The organism is Affinirhizobium straminoryzae (genome assembly GCF_007004135.1).
GTDB lineage: Bacteria > Pseudomonadota > Alphaproteobacteria > Rhizobiales > Rhizobiaceae > Neorhizobium > Neorhizobium straminoryzae.
Genome location: NZ_VJMG01000001.1, coordinates 15,722 through 31,344 on the forward strand (window position 1 = coordinate 15,722; position 15,623 = coordinate 31,344).

Consider the following 15,623-nt stretch of genomic DNA (forward strand, 5'->3'; position numbering starts at 1 on the left):
TTGGACATGACTGCTGAAATCCTCCTCGCGAGCCTGCAGATCTCGACGCCCGAGCTGATCCTGGCGATCGGCGCGCTGGCGCTCTTGATGATCGGCGTTTTCTCGGGCGACCGGTCGGCTCCGACGGTCACCGGGCTGGCCGTGGCGATCATGATCGCCGCCGGCCTGTGGCTGGTCCTCGTTCCCGTCCAGGGCGAAGCCTGGGGCGGTGCCTTCATCCTCGATCCGTTCAGCCGCTTCATGAAGGTGATCGCGCTGGTCGGCTCGATCACCGCCATGGTCATGACGGTCGGCAATGCGCGTTCCGAACAGCTGGACCGTTTCGAATTTCCGGTCCTGCTGCTGCTCGCCACGCTCGGCATGATGCTGCTGATCTCGGCCAACGACCTGATCGCGCTCTATCTCGGCCTCGAGCTGATGTCGCTTGCGCTCTATGTCGTCGCCGCCATCAACCGTGACAGCCTGCGCTCCACGGAAGCGGGCCTGAAGTACTTCGTGCTTGGCGCGCTGTCATCCGGCATGCTGCTCTACGGCATGTCGCTGATCTACGGCTTCACCGGCAATACCGGCCTCGACAACATCGCCCAGGTGCTGACGGCGGAAACCCGCTCGCTCGGCGTCGTCTTCGGCCTCGTCTTCATCCTTGCCGGCCTGGCGTTCAAGATTTCGGCCGTGCCGTTCCACATGTGGACGCCGGATGTCTATGAGGGCGCACCGACCCCGGTCACCGCCTTCTTCGCCTCCGGTCCGAAGGTTGCCGCCATGGCCGTTTTCGTCCGCGTCGTGACGGAAGCCTTCATGCCTGTCTTCGCCGACTGGCAGCAGGTGGTTGTGTTCATCTCGATCGCTTCGATGCTGCTCGGTTCCTTCGCCGCCATCGGCCAGAAGAACATCAAGCGACTGATGGCCTATTCCTCGATCGGTCACATGGGCTATGCGCTGGTCGGCCTTGCCTCCGGTTCGCAGTCCGGCGTGTCGGGCGTCGCGCTTTACATGCTGATCTACATGGTGATGACGCTCGGCACCTTTGCCTGCATCATGGCCATGCGCCGCAAGGATGGCGGTGCGGTGGAAAACATCGAGGATCTCGCCGGTCTGTCCTCCACCAACCCCTTCATGGCGCTCGTCATGACGGCCCTGATGTTCTCGCTGGCCGGCATCCCGCCTTTCGCAGGCTTCTGGGCCAAGTGGTTCGTCATCCTGCCGGCCATCGAGGCCAAGCTCTATGCGCTGGCCATCATCGGCGTTGTCGCCTCGGTCGTGGGTGCCTATTACTACCTGCGCGTCATCAAGGTGATGTGGTTCGACGCGGCAACCGGTGAATTCGGTCGCATCTCCGGCGAACTGCGTCTCGTCTTCGGCCTGTCCGGCCTGTTCGTCACGGCCTATGTGCTGTTCGGCGGCCCGGTCGGCAGCGCGGCGGAAGCCGCCGCCAAGGCCTTCTTTTGAGCAGGATCGCGCGAGGGGGGCGCTACTCCCTCGACGCCTTCCGCCATCAGGCGCTGGGCGAGGTCGGCTCCACGAACACCGAATGCCTGGCGCGCGCCAGGCAGGGTGACCCGGGCAATCTCTGGGTCACCGCCACCCGCCAGACGGCCGGCCGCGGCCGTCGCGGGCGCAGCTGGGCCTCGGAGCCCGGCAATCTCTACGCTTCCCTTCTTCTGATCGATCCCGCCCCGCCCGAACGGCTCGGTTCGCTGCCGCTCGCCGTGGCGCTTGCCGTGCATGGCGCGCTGCGCTCCGTTCTGCCGCCGGGTGCCGAGGCGCTGGAGATCAAGTGGCCGAACGATGTGCTGATCGGCCGCAAGAAGTCCTGCGGCATCCTGCTGGAAGGCGAGGGGCTTGCGCAGGGGCGCCGTGCGCTGGTTGCCGGTATCGGCATCAACATCCGCTTCCGCCCGGAGGACGGCCCCTACGGCGTCACCTCGCTGCAGGAGCAGGGCTCGGATATTTCCGCCGAGGAACTGTTCTCGCATCTCTATCGCGAAATGGCCGAGGTGCTGGTGCTGTGGGACGAGGGGCGGGCGGTTGCCGCCATTACCGAGCGCTGGCGCTCCGTTGCCTGTGGCATCGGCGAACCGATCCGCGTCAATCTGCCGGATCGCTCCATCGACGGGCGTTTTGCCGGTATCGATGATCGGGGACTTCTGCTACTCGATACACAACACGGCACCATGCCGATCGCCGCCGGCGATGTCTTCTTCCTCTGACATCCGGCCCTGGGCGAAGCCCGAATTCCTTTGAACCGAAATGAGTATGTGAATGGCAAAACAGGACGAACTGGTATTTCTGCCGCTGGGCGGGGTCGGTGAGATCGGTATGAATCTCGCCCTCTATGGCTACGGGCCTGCGGCGAAGCGCCAGTGGATCATGGTCGATTGCGGCGTCACCTTTGCCGGGCCTGACCTGCCGGGCGCCGATCTCGTGCTGCCGGATATCCGCTTCCTGGCCCGTGAGCGTGATCGCCTGAAGGGGATCATCATCACCCATGCGCATGAAGACCATTATGGCGCGCTGAACGATTTGTGGCCGGGCCTCAACGTTCCGGTCTATGCCTCGCCCTTTACTGCAGGCATGCTGGAAGCCAAGCGGGAATATGAAGGCACCCGCGCCGAAATCCCGATCACCATCTTCAAGGCCGGCGACCGTATCACCGTCGGTCCCTTCGAGATCGAGGCGGTCGGGGTCAACCATTCCATCCCCGAGCCGATGTCGCTCGTCATCCGCACGCCGCTCGGCAATGTCGTGCATACCGGTGACTGGAAGATCGATGCCGATCCCTCGCTCGGGCCCCTGACCGACGAGAACCGCTTCCGCGCCATCGGCGACGAGGGCGTTCTGGCGTTGATGTGCGACAGCACCAATGCCATGCGCGAGGGTGTGTCGCCCTCCGAACAGGAAGTGTCCGAAGGCCTGCGGAAGGTCATCGAGCAGGCGGAAGGGCGCGTGGCCATCACCACCTTCTCCTCCAATGTCGGCCGCATCCGCTCCATCGCACAGGCCGCCGAGGCTGCGGGCCGCGATGTTCTGCTGCTCGGCAGCTCGCTGAAGCGCGTCTGCAACGTGGCGCGCGATGTCGGCCTGATGGAAGGCATCAAGCCCTTCATCGCCGAGGATGAATATGGCTATATCCCGCGCGACAAGGTGGTGGTGATCCTCACCGGCAGCCAGGGCGAACCGCGCGCGGCGCTGGCCAAGCTTGCCCGCGACGAGATGCGCCATGTGGCGCTCGCCGCCGGCGATATCGTCGTCTTTTCCTCGCGTGCCATTCCCGGCAACGAGAAGGCCATTCTGGAGATCATGAACGGCCTGATCGACCAGGGCGTGAAGATCGTCACCGACGGTCAGGCGCTGGTGCACGTGTCCGGCCATCCGCGCCGCAACGAGTTGCAGAAGATGTATGAGTGGATCCGTCCCGAAGTACTGGTGCCGGTGCATGGCGAGGCCGCGCATCTGACGGCGCAGGCGGAGCTGGCGACGGCGGCAGGTATCCCGATTGTTCCCCGGGTCCGTAACGGCAACATGCTGCGTCTGGCGCCCGGTGAGGTTGCTGTGGTCGAGGATGTGCCGCATGGGCGCATCTTCAAGGACGGCAAGCTGATCGGCGATATCGACGAAGTGGGAATTTCCGAACGCAAGAAGCTCGCCTATGTTGGCCATGTCGCGGTCAACATCCTGCTCGACCAGCGCTTCGATTTCCTCGCCGATCCCGACGTGGTGCCCTATGGCCTGCCGGATTATGACGAAGAGGGCGAAGACATGGCCGATACGCTCTATGACGCCGTGCTGGGGGCCGTGGAAAGCATTCCGCGCAGCCGCCGCAAGGATCTGGGTGCCCTGCAGGAATCGGTGCGTCGTGCCGTGCGGGCCGCTGCCAATGCCGCCTGGGGCAAGAAGCCCGTGGTGACGGTGTTCGTCAGCAAGGTGTAAGGCCGGGGTCTGGGGAGGCGACGGACAGAGGGTGGATCTGAGGGAGGAGTAGCATGCTCGGACGTGTCAACCATATCGCCATCGCGGTGCCGGATCTTGTGGCCGCCACCGCGACCTATCGCGATACGCTCGGCGCCCGCGTCTCGCAGGCGCAGGCGCTGCCCGAGCATGGCGTCACCGTGGTCTTCGTCGAGCTTGCCAACACCAAGGTGGAGCTTCTGGAGCCGCTCGGCGACGCTTCGCCGATCGCAGCCTTCCTCGCCAAGAACCCGGCCGGCGGCATGCATCACGTCTGCTACGAGGTGGAGGACATCCTTGCCGCCCGTGACCGGCTGAAGGGGGCCGGTGCCCGCGTGCTCGGCGATGGCGAGCCGAAGACCGGCGCGCATGGCAAGCCGGTGCTGTTCCTGCATCCGAAGGATTTCAACGGCACCCTGGTGGAACTCGAGCAGGTGTGACACTGCGTCCTCGGGTGCGGCCTTCTGCGATCGCGCCGGAGCAGATAGAGTGATGCGTCCTGGGATGGAGAACTGCGGTCACCTGTCCGGATCCGGACGAGGTCCCGGACGAAGATGTCCCGGACGAAAATGAATGCCGCCGATGCCTGACGGGTATCGCGCCGCACGGGGGAAGAGGAGTTTGCCCGCATGTCGTTGATGTTGACCTTCGCCTCCTACTTCATCGTCTGGTGGATCACCTTCATTGCGCTGCTGCCCTTCGGGCTGCGTACGCAGGCGGACGAGAATGACGTGGTGCTTGGCACGGAGGCGAGCGCGCCGGTGCATTTTCGCGGCGGACGGGTGGTTTTGCTGACAACCGTAATCTCCGCGACGCTTTACGGCATCTGGTACTGGCTGGCCGTCCGCTACGGCCTCAGCCTCGGAAATCTGCCGCGGATCGTGCCGGATTTCGGCCACGATTGAGCCGCCGGAAGGGCGGCTTTCCGAGGCCTGAAAAGGGCTGACCGATTGCTCGCTCGGGTGTCGGAGAATCAAAAAAAAACAAGGCTTTGCAGCCTTGTTTCAAGTGTCGCGTGATCCTTTAACCGTTGCCGGGGCTGCGAGCGAGCGCGCCTAAGATCTGATCCTCCCAAGACTTGACCGCGAATGGCAGAAATTTGAACTCCCTGCCTCTTTTCTGAGCCGAAACTAGCTTAACATTTGGGCCTTGTCACCATCAAATTTGGCAGTTTTGCTACACTTCCGTAAAAATTTTCCTGTTGACGGAAAAGAGATCGGGCTTGTCACAAACATGGCGCAATCGGGGCGGGCGGGTGCTTCGTCCGGCACCCGAACCATTGCCGGGTCTGCATCAGTGAACAGGGGCGGAGCCTTCCGGAATGCGGCATGCGGCTGTCCTTTCGTCCGCCCGTGCCTTGCGTCTGGCATGTGGGCGACCGGCGGTTGCGGGTTTCCTTGCGGCCCTGAAAAGGCTATGAAGCCAGCCCTATATCAGCCCTTCACCGGCCGATTCCCGCCATGTTGGCAACGGCCGCACAGAACCCGGAAACCGCGATGCGCCTGTCCCGCTATTTCATGCCGATCCTCAAGGAAAATCCCAAGGAAGCGGAAATCGTCTCCCACCGCCTGATGCTGCGCGCGGGCATGATCCGCCAGCAGAGCCAGGGCATCTATTCCTGGCTGCCGCTCGGCAAGCGGGTGCTCGACAAGGTCAACAAGATCATTCGCGAGGAGCAGAACCGCGCCGGCGCCATCGAACTGTCGATGCCGACGCTGCAATCGGCCGAGCTGTGGCAGGAAAGCGGTCGTTATGACGACTACGGCAAGGAAATGCTGCGCATCAAGGACCGCCAGGAGCGCCCGATGCTCTATGGCCCGACCAACGAGGAAATGATCACCGACATCTTCCGCGCCTCGGTGAAGTCCTACAAGAACCTGCCGCTCAACCTCTACCACATCCAGCTGAAGTTCCGCGACGAGATCCGTCCGCGCTTCGGCACCATGCGTTCGCGCGAATTCCTGATGAAGGACGCCTACTCGTTCGATCTCACCAAGGAAGGCGCGCTGCATTCCTACAACAAGATGTTCGTGGCCTATCTGCGCACCTTTGCCCGGCTCGGCGTGCGCGCCATCCCGATGCGCGCCGATACCGGCCCGATCGGCGGCAATCACAGCCATGAATTCATCATTCTGGCCGATACGGGCGAATCGGAAGTGTTTTCCCACAGGAGTTTCACCGAGTTCGAGATCCCCTCGGAAAACACCGATTTCGACGATGTCGCCGGCCTGCAGGCGATCTTCGACAAATGGACCTCGGTCTATGCCGCAACCTCGGAAATGCATGACGAGGCAGCCTTCACCGCTATTCCCGATGCCGATCGTCTCTCGGCGCGTGGCATCGAGGTCGGCCACATCTTCTATTTCGGCACGAAATATTCCGAGCCGATGGGCGCCAAGGTGCAGGGGCCTGATGGCAAGGAGCATCTTGTCCACATGGGATCCTACGGCATCGGCCCGACGCGCCTTGTTCCCGCCATCATCGAAGCATCGCATGACGAGAATGGAATCATCTGGCCTGCCTCGGTTGCCCCCTTCGATGCGATGGTCATCACCATGAAGGCCGGTGATGAAGCCTGCGACCGCGTTTGCGACAGCCTCTATGCGGGCCTCACCAAGGCCGGCAAGGACGTGCTCTACGACGACACGGACGATCGTGCCGGCACGAAGTTCGCAACCGCCGACCTGATCGGCGTGCCGGTGCAGATGATTGTCGGTCCGCGCTCTGCGGCCACCGGCGAAGTGGAAGTGAAGGACCGCAAGACGGGCGCCCGCGAAACCATGACGGTGGAAGCGGCGCTGAACCGTCTGACGGCTTCGGCGTAAAGACGACGGACAAGCCCCGCCGCGCAGGCGGCGGGCACAGGGAGAGACGATGGCGAAGGCTGCGAAGGTTACGACGCAACAGCAGGACGCGGTGCCTTCCGCCCGTGCCTTTTCGGTGTTCGAGCGCATGGTGGCCTGGCGCTACCTGCACTCGCGCCGCAAGGAGGCCTTCATCTCCGTCATCGCCGGCTTCTCCTTCGTCGGCATCATGCTGGGTGTTGCCACCCTCATCATCGTCATGGCGGTGATGAACGGGTTCCGCACCGAGCTGATCTCCCGCATCCTCGGCATCAACGGCCACATGATCATCCAGCCGGTCGATCAGCCGCTCAACGATTATGCGCAGCTCGCGCAGAAATTTTCCGCCGTGCCCGGCGTCACCATGGCGTTGCCGCTGGTGGAGGGCCAGGCGCTTGCCTCCGGCAAGCAGAGCGCCGGCTCCGGGGCGCTGGTGCGCGGCATCCGCGCCGAGGATCTGGAAAAGCTGAAGGCCGTCTCCGGCAATATCCGCTCCGGCAATCTCACCGGCTTTGCGACCGGCGACGGCGTTCTCGTCGGCTCGCGGCTGGCGGCCTCGCTCGGGCTCGGCGCCGGCGACCGCATCACGCTGGTCTCGCCGGAAGGCGATGTCACGCCGATGGGGGTCAGCCCGCGGGTGAAGTCCTACACGATCTCCGGCATCTTCGAGATCGGCATGTCGGAATATGATGCCTCGATCATCTACATGCCGCTTGCCGAGGCGCAGGCCTATTTCAATGCCGACGGCATCGTGCAGTCGATCGAGCTGTTCCTCGCCAATCCCGATCTCGTCGACCAATTGCGGCCGAAGATCGAGGCGGCGGCCGGCCGGCAGATCTTCATCACCGACTGGCGCCAGCGCAACCAGACCTTCTTCTCCGCCCTGCAGGTGGAGCGCAACGTGATGTTCATGATCCTGACCCTGATCGTGCTCGTTGCGGCGCTCAACATCATCTCCGGCCTCATCATGCTGGTGAAGGACAAGGGCAGCGACATCGCCATCCTGCGGACCATGGGAGCGTCCTCCGGCTCGATCATGCGCATCTTCTTCATGACGGGGGCTGCCATCGGCATTGTCGGCACCATTGCCGGCGTGGCTCTCGGCGTCGTCGTCTGTCTCAACATCGAATCGATCCGCCAGTTCTTCTCCTGGGTTTCGGGCACGGTGCTGTTCGACCCGGAGCTTTATTTCCTCAGCCAGCTGCCGGCGGAGATGAGCTTTGGTGAAACCGTGTCGGTCGTCGTGATGGCGCTGACGCTGTCCTTCCTCGCGACCATCTTTCCGGCCTGGCGGGCCTCCCGGCTCGATCCGGTGCAGGCGCTGCGTTACGAATAGGACTGCGTACAGCCCATGCCCCGCAAAACCGTCTTGAAACTCACCGGTGTCGACCGCCATTACGGCCAGGGCGATACGGTGCTGTCGATCCTGAAGGGTGCCAATTTCGAGCTGAATTCCGGCGAGGTCGTTGCGCTCGTGGCGCCCTCCGGCACCGGCAAGTCGACGCTCCTGCATCTTGCAGGCCTGCTGGAACATCCCGATGCCGGCGAGATCTACATCAATGGCGAGCCGAGCAACGGCCTGCCCGACGAGCGCCGCACTGCCATTCGCCGCACCGATATCGGCTTCGTCTACCAGTTCCATCATCTGCTGCCGGAGTTTTCGGCGCTCGAAAACATCATGATGCCGCAGATGATCGCCGGCCTTCCCAAGAAGGAAGCTGCCGAGCGCGCCGCGCAACTGCTGGATTACATGCGCATCGGCCACCGTGCCGGTCATCGTCCGGCCGAGCTTTCCGGCGGCGAACAGCAGCGCGTGGCCATTGCGCGTGCCGTTGCCAATGCGCCGCTCCTGCTTCTCGCCGACGAACCGACCGGCAATCTCGATCCGGAAACCGCATCCTATGTATTCGAGGCGCTGGAGGCCCTGGTCCGCCAGTCCGGGCTTGCGGCGCTGATCGCAACCCACAACCACGATCTCGCCGATCGCATGGACCGCCGTGTCACGATCGAGGGCGGCAAGATCCGCGAGTTCTGATTCTTTCGCGCCCCGGCTTTCGTGATGGATGGATCTCGGGGCAGGGGCCTCCATGCAGTCTGCTGAAGGCGTTCGCGGGGCTCCCCCACCCTAACCCTCTCCCCGAGGGGGGAGGGGATTCTTCGTTAAGCCTACCGCTTTTCCCAAGACTGCCACGGTTGTGGCTTCTCCCTTCTCCCCTGTGGGGAGAAGGTGCCCGAAGGACGGATGAGGGGGCCTTGCTCGCCCCGCGAAATCTCCGCCTACCAGCTGCCGGACAACGCATTGCCGGAGAGCGGAATGGCGCGCTCGGCGCCCGCCGGGTCGCGCAGCGAGAGCGCCGGCTGCATCTGCTTCGGCGCCTTGCGGAACCACTGGCTGGCAATGCTGGCAAGGTCGCCGATCAGGCCCTGGCCCCGCCAGTCGGCAAAGCGCCGGGCCATCGCTTCCGGCTCGGCATGAAGGAAGAAGTCGCCGGATTGCCCGAGATCGTTGATCGAGGCGGCCATGGCGCTGACCGGCTTCTGGAACATGCGGGCCGGCACCTCGGCCGTCTTCACCGCCTGCGGAAAGGCCGGCGCCATGAAGTCGAGGACGAAACCCTCTGCTTCCACCCAGCAGTGGAAGGTTTCGCCCGCGCCGGTCACATAGCCGTCGTCGCGGTGATCGGCAAACAGCACGATGGTGCCACCCAGATTATAGGCCGCCAGCCCGCCCTTCGGCACCGCCTGCAGCTTGAAGTGATGCTTCAGGATGAAGGCGCCGAAGCTCGCAAAATACATCGAGGCGGTGGCGGGATCGGCCTTCTGCGCCACAAGCAGGCTGTGGATGACCTTGTAGATCCGGTGATAGTCGCTCTGCTTGATCAGCATGGGTGTGCCTTCCGCCTGTGATGTGCCGGGTTCCAGTAGGCGAGGCGCCGGCGGATGTAAACGGCTGGATGATGTCCGCGCCTGACTGTCTTCGGCCGGCCCTCCGCCCCGGAACGCAAAGCACTGGCCTCCCCGATGCGTGTGCCCTCTGCCACCCGTCTGTCTTGCCTCGGAAATCGGCCTGTCGCACCGGAAAACACCGCCTGCCAGACTGCAATGCGAGCCTTCCACTGCCCACTGCCCACTGCCCACTGCCCACTGGCCGCCGCTCCGTCCTGATGTTTTCCTGATGCCCGCGGGCACGCTCCCCAATCGAAACCTGATCTGCATCGGCCTAACCTTGCGGCATTGGTGATGTCGTTGCTGGCAACGGCATGTTCAGGGGAGTTCGTTCAATGATAAGCCGGTTTGCGGGCATGGCCCGCTCATCCTTCTCCGGGGCGCGGGATCAGCGGGCAAGGGGGCTTCCACCCCTCGCGCGGTCCCAGCCGGATTTTGCCGTGGCGTTGCGCCTGTCCGGTCTGTTCGGCCTTATTGCTCTGCTTCTCGCCGGCATGACCGGCTTTGCCGTGCTGTGAGGGAGGCTGCCATGCGGGTGAAGCTTCCGTACCGTCTCGGTTATCCCTCCGTGCGCCTGTGGATCGGCCGGGACAAACGCGGCCGCTGGCTGGTCTGCGACGGGCGCGGCACCGTCGGCGGCATCTTTGCCGACCGGGCGTCTGCCGTGCATGCGGCGATGTATGAAAGCGATGGTGCGCCCTGTTCCGTCTGCTGCCTGCCGGAGCAGCAAAGCCTCGACATCGAGGGCGAGATCGTCGATGGCGTGCCGCCCGACCTGCTTCGCCGCCCGCTGCTGCGGAGGTCCGACTGATGCGCCGCATACGCAAAGGCCATGCGCGCCCGCTGCCCGCCGCGCCCGCCCGCCGTCCGCCGCTCGTCCTGCGCGCCACGGACATCATCCTCCTGATGCTCGCGCTCGGCATGGCGGGCTTCCTGCTGGTGCATGTGTTGACCCCGCCCGGCATGGTGCAGCCCTAGCGCCGGCGAGGCATCGAGGAGGAGCAGCGAGGGCGGCCTGGCGCCGCTGCCGCGCGAACAGGAGCATCAGGCTTGTCTTCGGTATGTTCCAAGGGCGGTGCCCGCGTATCATCCGAGCATGAACACTGTAGCAGACAGCGGCGTCTCTTGCGTCACCCGCAGCTCCACAGAGACCGTCATCCTTGGGCTTGACCCGAGGATCCATGACCCCGTGCTTCCCCCGCCAGCCCCTCTGCCCTGCGGGGGTAATCGCCCCACGGAGGGGAGGCCGCATCGCTGCGCCGGCTTCCCGCCCCATGACCGTCGCAATCGAAGAAACCGCTCCGAGCTCTCTGTCCTGCGAGCGGCCGACCGTTCTGCCGATCTCCCCCCTTGAGGGGGAGATGTCCGGCAGGACAGAGGGGGGTAGCCCCATCCGCGAACGTCCAACGACAGATCCCTAACCCATTGATTGGACACGCTTTCCGACAGGCCTCCGCACAAAGCCTCCAAGCCTCCGGCAAAAAAAAACACCCTCGCAATTTCCCCACCCCCAAAATCCATGCCTACAATCGCCTCGTCCCGCAGCGGATACACCGGCAGGCGTGCCGGCGATGCGGGGCCGGTTCGGGGCAGGCGGGTGAGACGCAAAACCGCCTGAGCCGGGTCCGTCAACAGGGTCCCCCTCCGGCGACCGGGTGGAGGACAAGGCGCGTCGGACGTCTGCGCCTTGTCCTTCAACGCTCCCAGCTGCGCGTCGGGCGTGCCTTATGTGGCACACATGGGGAAGGCCGGCAGGGGCCGCATCGCCCGTTGTCCGCCCGCATCCGTCCCGCACGGGAAGGATGACGGGAACGGCGATGGCAAACGGCACCACAGGCCTTTCAGACAGAGGGACCGACCGGCGGGCACAAACAACCGAACGGGGCGCTGAGAGGTGTCACATATAAACTACCCGACGAGGCAGCTTTCAGCGCCCCGGCCGAATGCAGCGTCACAGCACGGGTCGAAACCGGCCGCGTGAAGAATGGCGGCTGCGCACGGCGCATCGGCCGGCAGCGGAGAGAATTCGGGTCCCTGTGGAAAGCGGGCAAAACGACCTCCATTTACCTCCGGTTAAACAAGTTTGTTCCGCCTTCGTTCTTTTTGTTGACGGGTGAACATATTTGGAACAAAGTAGAAACATAACGGAAAAGGAGAGCGCTGATGACTGACTACCTCCGCGATGTGGCTGCTTTTGCCTCCATGATGACCTTTCTCGTCTGCGTCTGCGTTTACCTCATGGCCATGGGGCCGGGCGGTGTCCCCACATTTTAAGGTGATGCGGAAAGCTTCGGCTGGACTTCACCCCTCCGAGACCGGACAATGGCTGCCTCTGAATCGGATGGCGGCGACATGGCAGATGGAAATGACACGGCGGTTTCGGGCGATCAGACGGAGGCAGATCCGCACTTCGTCCACCTGAGGGTTCATTCCGCCTACTCCCTGCTGGAAGGGGCGCTGCCGCTCAAGAAGATCCTCGGCAAGGCCGCCTCGGATGGTCAGCCGGCGATTGCCATTACCGATACCAACAATCTGTTCGTCGCCCTGGAATTTTCCCAGAAGGCCATGGATGAAGGCATCCAGCCGATCATCGGCTGCCAGATGGCCATCGACATGGAGGATCAGGGCGAGGAAAAGCGCGGCAACCAGAACGGTCTCGCCAAGCTGCCGGCGCTCGTGCTGCTTGCCACCAATGCGGTGGGCTACGAGCGGCTGGTGGATCTCGTCAGCCGTGCCTATCTCGGCGGTGAAGGCAGTCATCAGGCGGTGCACATCGCCATGTCCTGGCTGGAAGAGGGGGGCGCGGATGGCATCATCGCGCTCACCGGCTTTGCCTCCGGGCCGATCGATCCGCTGCTGAAGGAAGGCCATGCGGCCCAGGCGGAGCAGCGTCTTCTCCGGCTGAAGGCGGTGTTCGGCGACCGGCTTTATGTCGAGTTGCAGCGGCATGGCCGCTACGACCGGCGCCACGAACGCCGGCTGATCGAGCTTGCCTACCGCCACGACCTGCCGCTGGTTGCCACCAACGAGGCCTTCTTCCCCTCGAAAGGCGAATATGACGCGCATGACGCGCTGATGGCGGTGGCGCACAACGCGATCGTGTCCGATGACAGCCGTTTCCGCCTGACGCCGGATCATTATCTGAAGAGCCGGGCGGACATGGCAAAGCTGTTTGCCGATCTGCCGGAGGCGCTGGACAACACCGTCGAGATCGCGCGGCGCTGCTCCTTCATCCTGAAGACGCGCAAACCCATCCTGCCGCGCTTCACCGGCGCGACGGAGGATGCGGAGGAGGCCGAGCGTGCCGAATCGGCGGAACTGCGCCGCCAGTCGGTGGAAGGTCTGGAACAGCGACTGGCCGCACTCGGCATGGCGGCCGGCTATACCGAACAGGATTACCGCGAGCGGCTGGATTTCGAGCTGTCGGTCATCGAGCGCATGAAGTTCCCCGGCTACTTCCTGATCGTGTCGGACTTCATCAAATGGGCGAAGACGCAGGATATTCCGGTTGGCCCCGGCCGCGGTTCCGGTGCCGGCTCGCTGGTCGCCTATGCGCTGACCATCACCGACGTCGATCCCTTGCGCTTCTCGCTGCTGTTCGAGCGCTTCCTCAACCCGGAACGCGTCTCGATGCCGGACTTCGACATCGACTTCTGCCAGGATCGCCGCGAAGAGGTGATCCGCTACGTGCAGCAGAAATACGGCCGCGAGCAGGTGGCGCAGATCATCACTTTCGGTTCGCTGCAGGCGCGTGCGGCGCTGCGCGACGTCGGCCGCGTGCTGGAAATGCCCTATGGCCAGGTCGACAAGATCTGCAAGCTGGTGCCGAACAATCCGGCCAATCCCACGCCTCTCTCCAAGGCGATCGAGGAGGAGCCGAAGCTGCAGGAGGAGGCGGAGAAGGAACCCGTCGTCGCCCGCCTGCTCGATATCGCCCAGAAGATCGAGGGGCTTTACCGCCACGCCTCGACGCATGCCGCCGGCATCGTGATCGGCGACCGGCCGCTGTCGAAGCTTGTGCCGATGTACCGCGATCCGCGCTCCGACATGCCGGTCACCCAGTTCAACATGAAGTGGGTGGAACAGGCTGGTCTCGTGAAGTTCGACTTCCTCGGCCTGAAGACCCTGACGGTTCTGAAGACGGCGGTGGATTTCGTCGCCAAGCGCGATATCCATGTGGATCTCGCAAAGATCCCGCTCGATGACACCAAGACCTACGAGATGCTCTCGCGCGGCGAAACCATCGGCGTGTTCCAGGTGGAAAGTGTCGGCATGCGCAAGGCGCTGCTCGGCATGAAGCCGGACTGCATCGAGGATATCATCGCGCTGGTGGCGCTTTATCGCCCGGGCCCGATGGAAAACATCCCGGTCTACAATGCCCGCAAGCATGGCGAGGAAGAGATCGAATCGATCCATCCGAAGATCGATTACCTCCTGAAGGAAACGCAGGGCGTCATCGTCTACCAGGAACAGGTCATGCAGATCGCGCAGGTCCTGTCCGGCTATTCGCTCGGCGAAGCCGATCTTCTGCGCCGTGCCATGGGCAAGAAGATCAAGGAGGAGATGGACAAGCAGCGCGCCCGTTTCGTGGATGGCGCGATCAAGAACGGCGTGTCCAAGCCGCAGGCCGACCTGATCTTCGATCTTCTGGCAAAGTTCGCCAATTACGGCTTCAACAAGAGCCACGCCGCGGCTTACGCCATCGTCTCCTACCAGACGGCCTATATGAAGGCGCATTATCCGGTCGAGTTCCTCGCCGCGTCGATGACCTACGACATGGCCAATACCGAGAAGCTGAACGATTTCCGGCAGGATGCGTCGCGCCTCGGCATCAAGGTGGTGCCGCCATCGATCCAGACCTCGTTCCGCAAGTTCGAGACCGGCGAGAACTGCATTTTCTATTCGCTGGCCGCCATCAAGGGCGTCGGCGAATCGGCGGTGGAGCATATCGTTTCGGTGCGCGGCGACACGCCCTTTGCCAGCATCGAGGATTTCTGCCTGCGCATCGATCCCAAGCAGGTGAACCGCCGCGTGCTGGAAAGCCTGATCTATGCCGGTGCCTTCGATTGCTTCGGCAAGGACCGCGCCGAACTGGTGACGGGCCTCGACCGCATCATCGGCTATGCGCAGCGCGCCGCCGAAGGCAAGACGAGCGGCCAGCACGACATGTTCGGCTCCTCGTCTGCGGCCGGACCTGAAAAGCTGATCCTGCCCTCCTTCGACCCCTGGACCGCATCGGAAAAGCTGATGCGCGAATATCAGGTGCTCGGCTTCTATCTCTCGGCCCATCCGCTCGATACCTACAAGGATGTGCTGGCCAAGATGCGTGTGCAGAATTTTGCCGAGTTTTCCGCCGCCGTGAAAGCCGGCGCCTCGGCCGGGCGTCTGGCGGGAACCGTGACGGCCAGGCAGGAGCGCAAGACGCGCACCGGCAACAAGATGGGCATCGTCACCTTCTCGGATGCGACCGGCCAGTTCGAGGCGATCCTGTTTTCCGAGGCGCTCAACCAGTACCGTGACCTTCTGGAGCCAGGCAAATCGCTGGTGATCACCGTGCAGGCCGACGAGCGGCCGGAAGGCATCGGCCTTCGCATCCAGACGGTCCAGTCGCTGGAAGAAAAATCGGTGCAGATGCAGAAGGCGCTGCGGGTCTATGTGCGCGATTCCGGTCCGCTGAAAACGGTTGCCCGGCATCTGAATGCCCGGGGCGACGGCCTCGTCTCCTTCATCGTCATCAAGGATGACGGCAGGCGGGAAATCGAGGTGGAACTGACGGAGAAATTCCGCCTCTCGCCGGAGATCGCCGCGGCTCTGCGCGCCGCACCCGGCGTTCTGGACGTGGAACTGGTCTGAGGCTTGGACGGGCGGCGTTTCTTGCTGCCCTCG

At 63.6% G+C, this 15,623-nt stretch carries 13 protein-coding genes; 12 read left to right on the top strand and 1 reads right to left on the bottom strand.

Annotated features, from left to right (window positions below; genetic code table 11):
• Window positions 1–6: 6 nt before the first annotated feature.
• From nuoN to FNA46_RS00120, 8 genes are all read left to right on the top strand, one after another.
• Window positions 7–1,449: an NADH-quinone oxidoreductase subunit NuoN gene (gene nuoN / locus FNA46_RS00085; protein WP_142880302.1), complete on the top strand. Its 1,443-nt coding sequence runs from the start codon at window positions 7–9 to the stop codon at window positions 1,447–1,449.
• Window positions 1,450–1,454: 5 nt separating this feature from the next.
• Window positions 1,455–2,210 carry a biotin--[acetyl-CoA-carboxylase] ligase gene (locus FNA46_RS00090; RefSeq protein ID WP_425468642.1) on the top strand — a complete coding sequence of 252 codons (756 nt, stop codon included), beginning with the start codon at window positions 1,455–1,457 and terminating at the stop codon, window positions 2,208–2,210.
• Window positions 2,211–2,262: 52 nt separating this feature from the next.
• A complete protein-coding gene (locus tag FNA46_RS00095) occupies window positions 2,263–3,930 on the top strand; it encodes a ribonuclease J (protein WP_142880304.1) in 1,668 nt (555 codons plus the stop codon).
• Window positions 3,931–3,983: 53 nt separating this feature from the next.
• On the top strand, window positions 3,984–4,388 hold the full coding sequence (gene mce, locus FNA46_RS00100; RefSeq protein WP_142880305.1) for a methylmalonyl-CoA epimerase: 405 nt from the start codon (window positions 3,984–3,986) through the stop codon (window positions 4,386–4,388).
• A gap of 189 nt (window positions 4,389–4,577) precedes the next feature.
• On the top strand, window positions 4,578–4,853 hold the full coding sequence (locus FNA46_RS00105) for a DUF1467 family protein (RefSeq protein ID WP_142880306.1): 276 nt from the start codon (window positions 4,578–4,580) through the stop codon (window positions 4,851–4,853).
• 591 nt (window positions 4,854–5,444) lie between these two features.
• Window positions 5,445–6,773 (top strand): proline--tRNA ligase, encoded by a 1,329-nt coding sequence (gene proS, locus FNA46_RS00110; RefSeq protein ID WP_142880354.1) that lies wholly within the window; start codon window positions 5,445–5,447, stop codon window positions 6,771–6,773.
• Window positions 6,774–6,822: 49 nt separating this feature from the next.
• Window positions 6,823–8,127 carry a lipoprotein-releasing ABC transporter permease subunit gene (locus tag FNA46_RS00115; RefSeq protein ID WP_142880307.1) on the top strand — a complete coding sequence of 435 codons (1,305 nt, stop codon included), beginning with the start codon at window positions 6,823–6,825 and terminating at the stop codon, window positions 8,125–8,127.
• Between the two features lie 15 nt (window positions 8,128–8,142).
• Window positions 8,143–8,826 (top strand): ABC transporter ATP-binding protein, encoded by a 684-nt coding sequence (locus tag FNA46_RS00120; protein WP_142880308.1) that lies wholly within the window; start codon window positions 8,143–8,145, stop codon window positions 8,824–8,826.
• 242 nt (window positions 8,827–9,068) lie between these two features.
• Here the strand turns inward: FNA46_RS00120 and FNA46_RS00125 are convergent, their stop codons facing one another.
• The gene (locus FNA46_RS00125) at window positions 9,069–9,677 is read right to left on the bottom strand and encodes a DUF2026 family protein (RefSeq protein ID WP_142880309.1); all 609 of its coding nucleotides are present in this window, start codon (window positions 9,675–9,677) and stop codon (window positions 9,069–9,071) included.
• Between the two features lie 395 nt (window positions 9,678–10,072).
• Between FNA46_RS00125 and FNA46_RS00130 the strand changes: the two genes are divergently transcribed.
• The 4 genes from FNA46_RS00130 to dnaE all read left to right on the top strand — a co-directional run bounded on the left by FNA46_RS00130 (window position 10,073) and on the right by dnaE (window position 15,590).
• Entirely contained in the window at window positions 10,073–10,255 is a 183-nt protein-coding gene (locus FNA46_RS00130; RefSeq protein ID WP_142880310.1) for a hypothetical protein, read from the top strand.
• A gap of 11 nt (window positions 10,256–10,266) precedes the next feature.
• Complete coding sequence (locus FNA46_RS00135; protein ID WP_142880311.1) at window positions 10,267–10,548, top strand: hypothetical protein; 282 nt, start codon at window positions 10,267–10,269, stop codon at window positions 10,546–10,548.
• Complete coding sequence (locus FNA46_RS25860; protein WP_185969671.1) at window positions 10,548–10,715, top strand: hypothetical protein; 168 nt, start codon at window positions 10,548–10,550, stop codon at window positions 10,713–10,715. Before FNA46_RS00135 ends, FNA46_RS25860 begins: the two co-directional genes overlap by 1 nt.
• A gap of 1,374 nt (window positions 10,716–12,089) precedes the next feature.
• Window positions 12,090–15,590, top strand: a complete 3,501-nt coding sequence (dnaE, locus tag FNA46_RS00145; protein WP_142880312.1) for a DNA polymerase III subunit alpha — start codon at window positions 12,090–12,092, stop codon at window positions 15,588–15,590.
• Window positions 15,591–15,623 lie beyond the last annotated feature (33 nt).